At 50.9% G+C, this 14,415-nt stretch carries 13 protein-coding genes and 1 tRNA gene; 2 read left to right on the top strand and 12 right to left on the bottom strand.

Features of this window, described 5'->3' with window-relative positions; genetic code table 11:
* Window positions 1–404: 404 nt before the first annotated feature.
* From ccrud_RS03990 to ccrud_RS03975, 4 genes are all read right to left on the bottom strand, one after another.
* On the bottom strand, window positions 405–1,160 hold the full coding sequence (locus tag ccrud_RS03990) for an iron ABC transporter ATP-binding protein (RefSeq protein WP_066564961.1): 756 nt from the start codon (window positions 1,158–1,160) through the stop codon (window positions 405–407).
* Window positions 1,157–2,272: an iron chelate uptake ABC transporter family permease subunit gene (locus ccrud_RS03985; protein ID WP_066564960.1), complete on the bottom strand. Its 1,116-nt coding sequence runs from the start codon at window positions 2,270–2,272 to the stop codon at window positions 1,157–1,159. Before ccrud_RS03985 ends, ccrud_RS03990 begins: the two co-directional genes overlap by 4 nt.
* Window positions 2,265–3,266: an ABC transporter permease gene (locus tag ccrud_RS03980; protein WP_066569498.1), complete on the bottom strand. Its 1,002-nt coding sequence runs from the start codon at window positions 3,264–3,266 to the stop codon at window positions 2,265–2,267. Before ccrud_RS03980 ends, ccrud_RS03985 begins: the two co-directional genes overlap by 8 nt.
* A 251-nt stretch (window positions 3,267–3,517) precedes the next feature.
* The gene (locus ccrud_RS03975; RefSeq protein ID WP_066569491.1) at window positions 3,518–4,531 is read right to left on the bottom strand and encodes a siderophore ABC transporter substrate-binding protein; all 1,014 of its coding nucleotides are present in this window, start codon (window positions 4,529–4,531) and stop codon (window positions 3,518–3,520) included.
* A gap of 361 nt (window positions 4,532–4,892) precedes the next feature.
* Between ccrud_RS03975 and ccrud_RS03970 the strand changes: the two genes are divergently transcribed.
* Together ccrud_RS03970 and ccrud_RS03965 are read left to right on the top strand one after the other, a co-directional pair.
* Window positions 4,893–5,483: a vitamin K epoxide reductase family protein gene (locus tag ccrud_RS03970; RefSeq protein ID WP_066564959.1), complete on the top strand. Its 591-nt coding sequence runs from the start codon at window positions 4,893–4,895 to the stop codon at window positions 5,481–5,483.
* Between the two features lie 467 nt (window positions 5,484–5,950).
* Complete coding sequence (locus tag ccrud_RS03965) at window positions 5,951–6,214, top strand: Fic family protein (protein WP_066564958.1); 264 nt, start codon at window positions 5,951–5,953, stop codon at window positions 6,212–6,214.
* 258 nt (window positions 6,215–6,472) lie between these two features.
* Here the strand turns inward: ccrud_RS03965 and ccrud_RS03960 are convergent.
* The 8 genes from ccrud_RS03960 to ccrud_RS03930 form a co-directional block, all read right to left on the bottom strand.
* A tRNA-Met gene (locus ccrud_RS03960) sits at window positions 6,473–6,546 on the bottom strand.
* A gap of 186 nt (window positions 6,547–6,732) precedes the next feature.
* The gene (locus ccrud_RS03955) at window positions 6,733–7,221 is read right to left on the bottom strand and encodes a hypothetical protein (RefSeq protein WP_066564957.1); all 489 of its coding nucleotides are present in this window, start codon (window positions 7,219–7,221) and stop codon (window positions 6,733–6,735) included.
* A gap of 410 nt (window positions 7,222–7,631) precedes the next feature.
* Window positions 7,632–9,290, bottom strand: coding sequence for a DNA methyltransferase (locus ccrud_RS03950; RefSeq protein ID WP_342669914.1), 1,659 nt, complete (start codon window positions 9,288–9,290; stop codon window positions 7,632–7,634).
* Window positions 9,206–10,465: a type IIL restriction-modification enzyme MmeI gene (locus ccrud_RS15845; RefSeq protein WP_342669913.1), complete on the bottom strand. Its 1,260-nt coding sequence runs from the start codon at window positions 10,463–10,465 to the stop codon at window positions 9,206–9,208. Before ccrud_RS15845 ends, ccrud_RS03950 begins: the two co-directional genes overlap by 85 nt.
* A gap of 834 nt (window positions 10,466–11,299) precedes the next feature.
* Window positions 11,300–12,682: a virulence-associated E family protein gene (locus ccrud_RS03945; protein WP_245670403.1), complete on the bottom strand. Its 1,383-nt coding sequence runs from the start codon at window positions 12,680–12,682 to the stop codon at window positions 11,300–11,302.
* 8 nt (window positions 12,683–12,690) lie between these two features.
* The gene (locus ccrud_RS03940) at window positions 12,691–13,560 is read right to left on the bottom strand and encodes a bifunctional DNA primase/polymerase (RefSeq protein ID WP_066564955.1); all 870 of its coding nucleotides are present in this window, start codon (window positions 13,558–13,560) and stop codon (window positions 12,691–12,693) included.
* Window positions 13,553–13,972 carry a hypothetical protein gene (locus ccrud_RS03935; RefSeq protein ID WP_066564954.1) on the bottom strand — a complete coding sequence of 140 codons (420 nt, stop codon included), beginning with the start codon at window positions 13,970–13,972 and terminating at the stop codon, window positions 13,553–13,555. The genes ccrud_RS03940 and ccrud_RS03935 overlap by 8 nt, the downstream gene beginning before the upstream one ends.
* Window positions 13,972–14,184, bottom strand: a complete 213-nt coding sequence (locus ccrud_RS03930; protein ID WP_066564953.1) for a helix-turn-helix domain-containing protein — start codon at window positions 14,182–14,184, stop codon at window positions 13,972–13,974. Before ccrud_RS03930 ends, ccrud_RS03935 begins: the two co-directional genes overlap by 1 nt.
* Window positions 14,185–14,415: the final 231 nt, after the last annotated feature.

The raw sequence follows: 14,415 nt of genomic DNA, 5'->3' as shown, positions 1-14,415 counted from the left end.
TTTACAGTGATGGATACAATTGGCAATCCACCACCCGGCATGACCCACAACCAAAAACACTGTTCCTGGTTGTAGTGACAAATAAAATAAATGGCACACTATTGAGTTCTCAAACAACATACGCACACCGAAAAACAAGATACAATGTTTGTTCTTGCTCCCCTGGCAGCTTGATCAACATTACACAGCGGTTTTAAGAAAGTCAAAAACTCTTTTCGAACCGTTCTGTATGTCTTCACCAGCTTGTAACCTCTTGGCCACGTTGCTGGTGTGCGTTTAAATGTACTTCACTCCTAGATTTTCTACAAATCCCCAGGTCTGCACACTTTTAAGAGTTTCGCAGCGCTTTCACTGATGAGTAAATAAAGAAAAGCCGACAGTTACTGTCGGCTTTTCTTTATTTACTAGTGATAACAAGCAATCTTTCCGTATGGACCTTCTATAACCTCGATCGGTGTATTGAAGATTTCAGAGAGAATGTCATCTTTCATGATTTCTTCGGGTGTTCCCTCTTTTTCAATCTTTCCGTGCTTTACCGCCACGATGTAGTCGGCGTAACGAGCAGCGAAGTTGATGTCGTGAAGAACCACAATGATGGTGCGTCCGAATTGGGCCGCAGCATTTTCAAGATGTTTCATCATCTCTACCGAGTGCGCGATATCAAGATTGTTAAGGGGTTCGTCGAGAAGCACGTAGTCCGTCTCTTGGCACAGCACCATCGCAACATAAGCGCGCTGGCGCTGGCCGCCGGATAGCTGATCGAGATAGCGATCTTCGAGTTCCGTGAGATTCAGGAAGTCGATATAACGAGAGATGATTACTTCATCTTCTTCAGTCAATCGGCCCTTGCTGTATGGAAAACGTCCAAAACCAACGAGCTGTCGAACAGTGAGCTTCGTGACGAAGTGGTTCTCCTGGCGCAGGATCGAAATGATCTTTGCTAGATCTTTGGATGCAGTAGAAGTGACATCATAGGAAGCAACAGTGATGTTTCCTTCATCAATCCCCAAGAGTCGGCCAACCATGGTCAACAAAGTTGACTTGCCTGCTCCGTTTGGGCCAACCAAAGCAGTGATTCCACCGGCTGGGATTTCTAGGTTGACGGGGCCAATTGCTACGTCGCTGGAGTATTCCTTGCGGACGTTGGTTAACGTAATCACAGTCTGCCCTTTCTGAGGATGACAATGAGGAAGACGGTGCCACCGACCATCTCAATAATGATGGACACAACACCTTGTGCACGGAACACATGGTTCATGACGAAGTAGGCACCAGAAAGTACAACGAATCCGATGAGTGCAGACATCGGGAAGATGTATCGGTGATCATAGGTATCAGCAAACTGGTAGGCCAAGGTTGCCACGAGGAATCCGAGGAAGGTCATTGGGCCAACCAGAGCTGTAGACACTGCCATCAAAGTAGACACCAAAATAAGTGTGTAGATCGATGCGCGTCGGTGATTAATACCCAAATTTGTTGCTGCGTCTTTACCTAAGCTCACGACGTTGAGCTTGCGGGAGCTTAAAAGCAACAGAACAGATGCAACGACTACCAATGGAACTGCAACTGGGAAGTATTCGGTCTCTGCGTTATTAACTGAGCCAAATAGGCGCGCGGAAAGAATATCGAAATCCGATGGAGTCAGGATGCGCTGCATAAATGTAGAAATCGATCCGAGTCCGCCACCAATGATGATGCCGACAAGCAGCATGGCGTGCATATCGCCACGTTTTCCTGAAAGCAGCCAGGTATAAAGGACCAGCGTTAAAAGGATCATCACTACGAGCTGTCCGACAAACATCTCTAGGTTTCTCGTTGCTAATAAAGCAGTGGCTCCAAAGAAGAACATTGTCGAGGTATGAATCAATGTGTACAAAGATTCAAAGCCCATGATTGATGGGGTGATAATGCGGTTATTGGTGACGGTTTGGAAAGCTACCGTCGCAAAGCCTTGGCAAACAGCAACGATGAGCATGACAAAAACCGATTCCATGCGACGCTCAGCGATAAGCGCGAATGATGGATGCCCAATGGGCATCGGGTTTTTGTACCAGATGAGCCCCCAAGTGAAGGCAAGTGCGGTAACGATCAGGGCCGCCATGATGATCCAGTAGCGGCGTTTTGCACGTGCGGTCTGGAAAGCACCGGACGTACGTCGCGTGTTTGGTGCTTGGGCTAGTTCAACATCAACATGCCCTTCAACTGATGCTGATTCTTGCATGGTTTCCCAGCGGGATAGGTCGGAAGTACGGTTTTCAATATCTTTATCCACGGCCACGTTGCCTCACAATCATGATCACAAATACCACTGCACCAACAATTCCCAGGATCACAGACACTGGGATTTCAAAAGGAGCGATAATCGTGCGGCTAATGAGATCACAGATGGTGACAATGGCAATGCCAGTGAGGCATACCCACGGAAGGTTGGAGCGCAAATCATCGCCGCGGAACATCGATACGATGTTTGGCACGATAAGGCCAAGGAACGGCAAGCTGCCAACAACGACAGTCACCACACCAGTTGCGATGGCGATGAGGCCAGTTCCGATGAGGACCATGCGGTTGTAGTTAAGGCCAACGTTTGTGGCAATTTCTTCGCCCAACCCGGCTACGGTCAGCCGGTCTGCGAAGAAGAACACTGCGATCACGACGATGACCACGATCCACAGCACTTCATACTGTCCTCGGAAAACAGTATTAAATGATCCTGCGAACCACACGCCTAATTGCTGCAGCATATCGAATTGCAGTGCAAAAAAGCTCGAGATAGAGGAAACCACTGCGCCCAGCATGATGCCGATGATCGGAACGATCAAAGATGATCGCAGTGTGACCCGCTTTAAGAAAAGGAAAAACACCATGGTTCCGATGAAGGAAAACACCACGGCACCAATCATTCGATCCAAAACAGTTGCTGCTGGAATGAAGTAAAGGACAAAGAGCAGACCTAGGCCGGCCCACTCAGTTGTTCCAGTAGTGCTCGGTTCCACAAATTTATTTTGAGTCAACAGCTGCATGACCAAACCACACATCGCCATCGCAGCTCCGGACAGGACAAGCGAGACTGTTCGTGGAATACGAACAGCCTCAAACATCAGCTGACCATCGTCGCCACCAAAAATGTCATATTGACCAGTAAATAGCGAGAGCACAACGAGTCCAGCCACAACAAGGAAGCCAATGAGAAGCTTCCAGTCAAAAAGCTTTGCTCTGGTGCGTTTAAGACGTGGTTCAGAAATAGGAGCCGACGTTGGTGTAGACATCGAAGACATCAGAGCTGCTCCCCTTCCTGATTCAACCGAGTGAGTGACATGCGCGAAACCTGGTTCCTACAATTTTTTAAAGCCAAGGTCTCATAACCTAAAAACCTGGCCACTAGATCTATTCCTATTACTTAAATTGCCTATTTGTTTTAGACAAGAGAAAAGGCTGCCCTGTTCTTACAAGACAGCCTTTCATACTAAAGCCTTACCTAAGAAATTTTGAAGGGTTAGTTTATTTCGGATTCTATCCCCTATTTAGCGGCTTTCTCGAACATATCTGCCATGCCGTTGAGGATCTCGGTGTAGGTGATGATGTTTTCGTTGGTGTAGGTATCTGCAGGTGCGTAGTAAACAGAACCGGCAGTAATAGCAGCAACATTAGCTAGTGCCTCATTGTCAGAAATGATCTGCTCCGCTGGAAGGTAATCAGCTTCAGAACGAGCGGTGGTGCCGCCATCGCGGTCAAGAACCAACACGAGATCTGGATTTGCAGCTGCGATTGCTTCGACGTTGATGTCGTCGCCCTCATGATCGCTAGATGTATTTGAAACCTCAAGCGCTGGCTTCAGTCCAACAAGGTCAAAGATAGGTCCGAAGGTACGCCCAACAGAAGGTGCAATGTAGCCGATATTTCCGCCGGAGACGTTGACTGCCATGACGCTCTTATCGGAAATGGCTTCATATGCGGTCTTTGCGCGCTCAAGTGCAGAGTTGAAATCTGCAACGATCTGAGCTGCGTCTTCTTCTTCACCGAAGATCTCACCAAGGACTTCTGCCTGGCGAATGAGCTCCTGGTCCAAAGGCTCGCCATCGCGAGGATCCAGCTCAACCACGGTCGCATCAGGGTTCAGAGCTGCAATATCATCGTAATACTGGGCAAAACGCTGACCGTTAATGATCAAAGATGGCTGAGCCGCAGCTAATGCCTCGAGGTTTGGCTCGCGGTGAGTGCCCAGGTCCGCAATGTCCTCATTGTTCTTGTAACCCTCGACGGTGAATGGAACGAGCTGGATAGGGGCGGCAACAAGGTCCACTCCCCAACGATCAAGTAGTTCGAATGCACGGTTATCAGTTGCTGCAACACTTCCGATTGGCAGTGAAATCTCTTCGGCGCCGTGGTTGTCTTCAACAGTAAGGACGCTTTCGGAAGCCGCAGTGTCAGTAGCGGAAGCATCAGTTGAAGTGCTGTCGGTGGAAGAGCAGCCAACCAGTGCCAGGGCAGCAACAGTTGCGATTGAAACTAGCTTGAATCGGGTTTTCACTATGTCATCCTTTGAAAGTTCATACAATATTCCACCAAAACCTCAGGTGCACACCAGTGTGCTTTCACCGTTTTAGTGAGGTTAGGTTACCTAAAGAAGAAAGTTAACACAGCGAGTTAACTAAGCCAAACCTTTGTGACTTGAATCGCAACAATCCCAGGGAAATTCACCTCCAAAAATAGCCCCCAATCACCCCTGGCCTACAATTGTGAAGCCCGTTACCATATTTCTTCGAGATTCCTGTACATTCTCCCTCCAGCTACATAGGTAGCCTGTGAACTTCAGCTCACAGCACAAGATTTTCCAGGAATAGAATTAGGATTAGATCTCAAATAACAATTGCTTTCTTTCCGGAGGTCTCCTCGTGTCAACCGAAACCCAAATCGCTCCGCCCAAGGCTCCCACGTGGCTTGGTTGGTTGTTACTTATCGGTGGAATCATCGGTCTCATTTTGTCGGTCATCATCATGGCCGAAAAGCTGCTTATCCTAGAGAACCCGGATCACATCACCAGTTGCGATTTCAATGAGGTTCTCGCCTGTGGCAATGTGATGCGATCTGGGCAAGCAAACGCCTTCGGAATCCCGAATCCACTCATCGGCATTGCCGGCTTTCCTGCAGTTGCCATTATCGGCGCGGGAATTCTAGCCGGTGGCCGTTTCCGGGGCTGGTTCTGGTTCTGCACACAGATCGGGCTCACTTTTGCGATGATGTTCTGCCACTGGCTGGCTTACCAGTCCATGTCAATAATTCGCTCACTCTGCCCTTATTGCATGGGCGTTTGGACAGTAAGCATCATCCTATTTACAGTGGTCACCGCATGGAACGTGAAAACTTTCAGCGGCTCCAATAGCGCTTTCGTCAACGCGCTTTATAAATACAAGTGGGCAATCGCAATTGTCTGGCTACTGCTTTTCGCAGTCGCTGCAGTGTGGTCATTCCGCTTCATGTTCTAGGAATTCCAGCGATCCACGCCGGTGCAACCTTTGCGGTTGTGCCGGTTTTTTGCTTTTCGACGCTCCCCTCCACCCGCGGGGAGTCCCCACTTAAGCCAAGACCTACAGCCTCTGGGCTATGGGTCTATACCTGCGAAATTCTGTACCTTCTTGAGCACTGTTTCTTTCACCGATCATGCGTCAAATAGTCATGACGATTTGACTCCCATACGGAGAGATCCGATCTCCCTATACACTAGTGGTACTAAAACGGTACTACTAAGTATGGCTATCAACCTCCGATTAACACCAGAAGAGTCTCAACAGCTTTCCGACCTCGCATCTTTCGAAGGACGGTCAAAGTAGCAAGTAATTACCGCACTTATCCAGCAACAATGGGAACGCACCCAGACACGAGAATCTGCAACTCACGCCTTGGATGAAATTTTCTCTAGTAGAAGCTCACTGATGGATCGACTCAAAGACGCATGAGTAACCCACGAGTACTCTTCCAACTTGAAGTTCTACGTCCATGGCTGGAAGAACATGGATTTCATTCCCGTGATTGGGGTCTACTATCTTCCGCCCTGGAGCGCCCTTGGGCCACATTCGGAGGCAATGATCTCTACCCAGATGTATGGAATAAAACTGGAGCACTGCTAGACAGCATCGAAGCCAACCATCCACTTCTGGACGGAAATAAACGGCTCCGAGTGCTGCTGTGCTCATTGCTGCTACGAGCCTACGGATAGACGATCGTCTGATCACCGATGATGACTGGTTTGATCTTGTGATAGATATTGCCGAGAACCACCCAGATGTAGAAATAATCGCAACTCGGCTCCGAGGCTTTTATAAACCCTAAACAAGGGCCCATAGTGGTGGATTGGTGGTTTATTCACACGCATTTTCTTTAAGTCAGCACTGCCGACGAGTAGCCTCAGCCTAACCAAATGTAGAAACGCAAGGATCCCCCTCAACCGAAGTTGAGGGGGATCCTTGGAACTTAGTAGCGGGGGCAGGATTCGAACCTACGACCTCTGGGTTATGAGCCCAGCGAGCTACCGAGCTGCTCCACCCCGCGACGCTATGTATTGCTACATATTTGAAACCACATGCTTGCGCTGTTTGCTTCGATGATCACTGTACACCCATTATTATTTTTTACCAATTATTGGAAAATTCCCAGGGCTATTGGCTTAAAGACCCCGGGGGCAATTCCCGAAAGAAAACCCCCAACCATATAAGTTGAGGGCTCCATGAACCAGCCTTACCCCTGGTAACGCTCATTAAACACAATGCTCACAATATAATAGTAAACATCGTCACTGATGATATCGATCGCTACACGTTCCCCTTCGCCAGCAGGAGAAAGGACTGTACTTTCACGGTCAAACTGAATGTTGTGCCCATGATGCTTAATTCGTTGAACTTTCGGCGAGTACCCCTCAAAAATATGTCCGAAAGAATCATCAAAGATACCGTTACCGTTAGGAAGGTAAGAAACATACCTTTCATTCAGAGCTTTGCTTGAATACTCTGCGATCAATTCAGGAGCATCAATGAAGGTATATCCCTTAGCAAGATAAAGCTGCTTATAATCAGCCAAAAACCCTTCAGCACTGTAACGGGAATCATCAACAAGAAAAGATGAGCCACTACTACCACTAGAGAAAGACTGAGCGTTAGCAACAGTAATTCCTGAAAAAGTTATAGTTGCAGCAATTACGGCTGCTGTAAATTTGCGTAAAATTCTCATACCAAGGATGTTTACATAAAACTCACAACTTTTCCACATATTTAAATAGTTCCCCCCGAGTGGATTAGATTAAACTAAAATTTTAACTGGCCATTCCTTAAAAATACGGCTGCTAGTAAAGAAAAACGAAGTTTCCCCACGCCATTTGGTGTGGGGAAACTTCGTTTTGGTGGAGCTGCCGGGGACTCACCCCGATCACGCCATAATGCCTGTTCAGGGCATGGTTTTTTATGATGGAAGGTGAGCCATTCCCGTAACTTTCCCGTAGCTCCTTTTAATAGCTTTCATCCAACCACGAAAAATAGCTGCTGCACCCCAATCGCACTGGCTCACATCATTATTTTATGCCGAGGTCTTTGGACAGGGTGGCACGTACATAGGGTGGGTGAAAACGATGCATATGGGGGTTTCTAAATCAGGGCAGAATAACAAGCAAACAGAATTTCTAACCGTTGTTCTTCGGTGGTCAATTTACGGGGCGCACCAAAGGCAACATCTACAGCCCGGTCCAGCTTATCGTGTGCCTTCACCAATTCAGGGTCCATAGCAAGAGGGTTGTACTGATCTGCTAGAGAACGCTCTGGATGATGCGCACGTACTTCAAGTACTCCCCGTCCGGCTTTAATGATCCCGGCACGCGTTTTATCATTTACTTCTGGCACTGGGAAAGTATTCCAGGTCAGTGTATTGGCAAATCGCAGATCTGACTTAATACGCCCGCCGATAGCCCTTTGCCATGCAAGGAACATGGAGGAAGAAATTAAAGAGAACTGAAAGCCATCAGGATCCGGCGTTAGGAAGTTCGCATTACCACAAATGACATCCTCACCAAAACGCTGTGCTGTCCAATATCTGCGCGTTTCGCTTACATGGCTGGGAATGCAGAGATAAGCCACCTCAGGCTGCCGTAATTCTGTAAACAAATGGGGTGTATGCGCAGCTTCACGGGTAGCTTTTTTGCCGCTTTCCGCCCGTAAGGTTTTTACGCTTTCAATTCTTTCTTTCAGGAATTGCGACTTAGAAACATCGGCAGGATCAAAGTTTTCCACCTTCATCCATAGACACCACCGTGACGTGTCTTGTAGAAGTTCTTTTGCTCCAACGAATCTACGCACATATTTCATTGCGGTCGGGTCTGACTCTGGGAGTGGTGTCCCTGCCTTAGGAACTAAGAAACCCCCATCTGTAGGTTTTGACCCATAGATAACGGGTAAGAGAACCGGGGACAGCGGTTTAGATCGTTTCGTTACGAGTAGATTTGCGCCATCTACGAGATAGGCGTTCACTCCTGTACGCACTGTTATCTCATGAGCAGGACCATTGACATGTTCGTAATCCCATAGGCGTTGCTTCACTCCCCTGTCGCGGGTGAAACCAACGATGACACAGTGTACAGCTGCTTTGCCCGGTGCTTCTGAATCCCATGCGAAAGTCCGGTGGGCAAACTTAATCCGCCACCCCTCCCGGATAAGAGGACCAAATAGACCAGGAACAGGCTGACCTTGAGTAATAGAGTTAGTGGTCACATAGGCAAACTCACCGCGCCGGGATGCAAGTAACTGCATAGTCTTGGCATGCCACCCGGTGACGTAATCCAAATACCCGTCATAGTCCTTCCCCCACACAGCCCGCATATCAGCGGTTTGTTCCTCTGTCTTGGTGTATTGGCCGATAAACGGCGGGTTACCAAAGATGTAGGTCTGCCCCTTCACTGGCGGTATTTCTTCCTGCCAATCCAGTTGGAGAGCGTTACCGTGGACAATGTTGGCGGTGACCTTAATTGGTAGGCGGTTGGGAGCATCACCTACCCGTCGCGCTAGTTCTCGGTTGGCTTGGTGGTCCACGAGGAACATGGCGGTCTCTGCGATCTTTGCAGGCCACCAGTTGAGTTCAAATCCGTGGAACTGGCTAATGCGTAACTTCTGGTCCAATGACACGTCTAGGGACGCTGTGGTGAGTCCTTCTTTTTCACGTAGGGCCACGATCACATCAGTTTCAATGGTGCGTAGTTCCCGGTACGCCACGACGAGGAAGTTTCCACAGCCACAGGCCGGGTCGCAGAAAGCCATGTCTGCCAGGTTGTCCCGGAATTTTCGTAGCTCTTGGACTGGGTGGATTTATTGCCGATAAGCCGGTTGGCTTCTTTACGCAGTTCATCTAAGAACAGGGGTTCAATGACTTTTAAGATGTTGGTCTCAGAGGTGTAGTGTTCCCCATCAGCGCGCCGGGCTTCTTTGGACTTCACCAGTTGGAACATGGCACCAAAGACGGCGGGGCTAATACGTGTCCAGTGGAAACGACACGCAGCGAGAAGGGCATCACGCATGCCTTCATCAAAGAACTCTAAGGGGAGCGGGTCACTGAATACAGAGCCGTTAACGTAAGGAAACTTCTCCATAGACGCTGGGACGCGGCGACGCTGGTTTTCTGGGGTGTTCAGCACTTGGAATAACGCGTTAAGCTGGGAACCCAGGTTAGCGGGTGTGGTGTCGTATAGGACGAACCGGTAAAATAGATCCTCTTCCCAGAGACCTGCATCATCACCGAACATGACAAACAGCAAACGTGTCATCCACATAGACGTGCGCTGTACCCGTTCATCTTCTTCCTCTGGGTCGGTCGGGGCTTCCTCCCCCACCCCTTCATCTATATTCTCCCCCAGCATGGCATTAAATAGGTTTGCCATAAGCCGGGACGCATGGATAGACGCTTCCCGTTCTTCCTGTTTGGTAACGGTCTCATGGCCCGCTAAAAACATCAGTTGATCCACGTAATCTGTTAGATCATCTACCGTGAACTCTAGGGTCCATGCTTCGTCCCCCAGCTGGGTTAACCGTAGGGTTTCAAAGTCAGAGACGAGCACGAACTTAGGGAACTCATGTTGTCCAATAGAACCACCGGATAGGTAATCGAGGGCTTGGTCGTGAGCCTTTTTCAGGTCAGCGCCGAGGCTTTTAGCTTCACCCAAGACCACACCAGACCAAAACAGATCCATGTAACCGGTGTTCCCTGTGCTAGCTCGGTCTGCGTCACGTTCAAACAAATCGATGCGTTCCGGGATCACACCAAAACACTTCAACAAATCTGACCAATATTGCTGGGCAAAAGACTTCTCTGTGTGTTTTTGTCCGCTTTCTCGCCACCCGTTGATCCGGGTCCTCCATGCATAACTGAAATCATCTAGGTAACGTTTAATATCGGCACGATCAAGCGGGGTCTGCATGGTGATGTAATCCTCGGGCACTAGCGATAGTTTTCTTAACTCATGGTCTCACAAATGCGTACCCCACATAGGGCGTGGCCCCAGTCAGCATGCATTGTCGAACAATTATTACCTAGTTAAGGTTATCCTGTGGGTGTTGTTGACGGTCTTTCAAAGTCAATCTGATGATCTCTATGTTGGCACGCGGATGTGCGTTAAGTACCCTCTACGTGCGCGAGGCGGGTCTGTTAACAATACCGCTCCCACATATATTTTCATGGTGGAAACGGATGCTGGCACCACGATACAAAAATGATCTGGTCGGGGCGGTCAAGCCGGCGCCAGCGGCATTGCGGTAACCAATGCGGTAGAACGTCGCCAGCCATATATGAGGTTCCTCCACGCGGGTGGGGTACGGCATCAGCTTGCCTTCATGGTTGGGGTAGTGCCGTTGTCGATCCCCCACTAGGAACGCAGTTAATCATTCCTTGGGGGTGTTGCAGTACCCGGGGGCTGGGCGTGGTGAAGTCCACAGCGGTGGTGCCTCCCAATCGTTGGTGTGATCGGTCACCCGGCGCGACTAGGTGCACGAGCACCAGGGCGTGCCGGGTGGTGAAGGGCCGGCGATAGCTGTGTAACCGTGCACGTGCACCTAGTCGGTTACACCTCGTTTATGCAGGTCAATGGGAATTTGTCAGTGTTTTTGTAACCGTTGAAACCAGTTTTTCTATATAAGCTATCTAATTACCTTTTGAAGATTTACTAGTTACATTGGTTACAATGAAGGTAAATATAGGTATTGAGCTGGGGTTATGGGCTGTAACCGATGGGTGTAACCGGTGTGTAACCGACTGCTCCCAGTGGTTACAGCCCCTGTCACTTGGTCATGCTCGGGCGGTGCCAATACTTTTGAACCCCGTATGCGCCACGGGTAGCCCCATCGGGCTTAACCCACCCCAGGGCCTGCAACGCGCTGGTAATCCTCTTACCCTGACGGTACTGACTGTAGCTGTCCTTACTTCCGCCTAGGCACTCTAGCCACACTTCCATGGCGCATACCCTGTGTCGCCGGCCCGTCGCACCGGGGGGCTGTCGGAAACTGTCACGCTCACTTTCCTGCATATCATCCCACCCCTCGGATACAGGCCTATCCAGCCATTGGCCTATGGTGCCCTCCCAGTCATCAACCTGTCGCGCCTCTCCCTGCCGCTGCTCGGCAACCTCCACCAACTCATCAGTGAGATAGGTTGGCTCCCCCGCATGGTGATAATGCAGGGCCTCTGCCCACACCAGGGCAACGTGTTCCGTGGTGAGACTGAACGGGCTGTGTTGACGCGTGGGGGAGCATTTCACCGGCCAGAAACGACGGTTACCCGTCACATCCCGTAAATATTCATCATCGTTGGTGGTGCCAACGAGCACATAGCCACGCGGGTGATCGGTAGCATCCACGGCATACGCTGCCCGGTAGCGATCAACCTGCGTGGTGATGAATCCTTTCACTGCATTGGTTTCCGTCTTGTTCATCCCTACCAGTTCCGGCACTTCCACAAACCAAGAACCCAGGGTTATTTCCGCCGCCTTTTTCGGATCATCCATATCGGAGATACCCAACTGGTCGGTGAACCAGCCGTTAGCCACCCGGCGCACTAACTCTGATTTGCCTAGTCCTTGGGGACCGGACAGCACCAACATGGTGTCATGCTTGCAACCAGGGGTGTAAGCGCGCCTAATGGCTGCTATGAACGTCTTACGGGTCACTGCACGGGTATAGGCGGTATCTTCTGCCCCCAGGTAGTCCACCAACATGGTGTCCAGACGTTGCACTCCATCCCACGCGGGTAGGTTATCCAGGTAGTCGCGCACAGGGTGAAAGGAACGGAATGTGGGGAGCGCTGCCAATGCTTCATCAACCATTCGTGCACTGCTGATTCCTGCAGTAGACCCCAGATAAATTCGTAGCGTTGCCCGTGTGGCAGAATTAACCGTTTTTCCACCTGCCCAGGGCAGTGTCGCGCCGGGCTTGATATCTAGGCGTTCTGCGAGTTGATTGTAGGCAAGGCCTCGTAGTGCAGGGTTGGCGAAGATGGCCAGTAGTGCCCTGTTATCCATGGTGGTTTCCCACTCATGGGGCACGAGGTTTCCCTCTTCATCAATGGTATCGGCGGGTGGTGTGAGGTCTGGGGGTACTTGAATTTCCCCGTTGGCCATACGCTCTGCCACCGGTGGTGCTGGTTTCAGGTCAATCTTTTCCGGCATGAATGCCACTAGGCTGCCCTCCCCACGGTGTTGGCGGCACTGGTCAACGTGCGCTGTATCTCCATGTCAGTTAGCCCGATGGACTGTGCAGCGGTGGTGAGCTCTGCTGTGAGGTCTAACCCATCCTCCAGGGCCCGGCACACTGCCCAATGCAGCACATTGTTACGCTGCCCCTCCCCTGCCTGTTCCACCGTGGCCACCAGCCCCGCGCCGGGACTATCCCCAGGAACTACCCGGCGCGGTAGTGCCGGCTTAGGAACAGGCTTGTAAACGTGGGCACGTAACCAGGTGGGGAGTTCCACCGGGGTACACCAATGCGCTATGAGATAATGCCACCCGGTGATGGGGTGCACACTCGGGGGCATCACCAGATACCCGGTGTGAGTCTTTACATCCACGCCCTCCCCAGCTACACCGCGTAAATCACCGGCATAAGGGAGCGTGAACCAGTAGTGCAGACCATGAGAACCGGTGAGCATCATCAACGTATCCGGTACGTGGTGGTCTGCATTAAGGCGTTGCCAGGTGTCCCACCCGCCGTTACGGGGATCAATATCGAGCACCACCATGCCGGGTGGTGGGGTGGCACCAATATTCGCGCCGGGGTGTTTCTCCCACCAGGTGGTGATTTGCTCCAGGTTGGTGGTGAAGTCCTTGAACCCGTTGGGGGTCATGGGCACTTTTCCGTTCAACGGGCCTATCTTGAATCCGAGTCGGGCATACCGCTGTGCAGCGGTGGGTAACCACAGTTCGAGGGGCGTGGTCTCGGGTGTTCCATCAATCGCCAGTGGGATACTCCGACCCGCAAGCTTGCTACACTGGAGATGATCGACCACTCCGGATACTGCCCCTGCCTGCACCGTAGGGGCTTTATTCATTGCTGCCACGGCCTTCAACATGCAGCCCGGCGCGCCGGGTCTCTGCCTCCACCACGGGGTGTGGTTGGCCGTTGGGGTGCTCTAGGTAGATGCATTCAATCTGCTCTCCCACGGGCCCGGTAAGTCGCTGGGAGTACACGGGACGGTGGTTGGAGTAGTAGACAGGGCGCATGAGGGCACCATCACTATTGCGGTGATAGACCCCGGTGTCCACAGCCATATCTGTCACATCATCGGTGATGCTGTACAGGGCTGCCATGACCTCGTTCAGGGGCCCGGGTAGGTTTTCCTCCCCATCGATCCACTCCAGGCCGTAGTGAGCTGCCAGGTCTTCACGTACCCAATCCAGGGTGTTTTTCAATGATTCCCGTGCGTGGGTTAATGCATCCACGGCGGTGTAATTCGCAGGCATTACGCTACTCCCCCATCCCATTTGTTGGTAGGGGTGAAAAGAGCGTCTACATCCTCGGGTTTTAACCGGATTACACGTCCGGCACGGTATGCAGTCAGCCTGCCCTCTGCAATGTGCCGGCGCAATGTTCTTTCACCTAATTGCCACTCGGCGGCAGCTTGCTGAATTGTGATCATCCGCGCATGGCGGGAAATGGGTGCTGTCTTAGACACGACAGACACACCTCCTTATAAATCGGAGTTGTGTCTCAGCCGCTCACTTTGACAAGGTTTGGGTCTACGGTATCAACCGACAGCGTTGCCTCAACTGTACCCGACATGCCCGGCGCTGCCAATTTAATTTTATCGAGGTAGATTTACCCTGGATCCACCGATGTGATTCAGGTGTAACGGCGTGGGAAAATAGGAAATGCCCTCCTGAACTGGAAGAATCAAGCTTGCTTA

The sequence above is a fragment of the Corynebacterium crudilactis genome (assembly GCF_001643015.1).
Taxonomy (GTDB): Bacteria; Actinomycetota; Actinomycetes; order Mycobacteriales; family Mycobacteriaceae; genus Corynebacterium; species Corynebacterium crudilactis.
The sequence above is the reverse complement of the archived record's forward strand: the minus strand, read 5'-3'. Positions and strand labels throughout refer to the sequence as shown.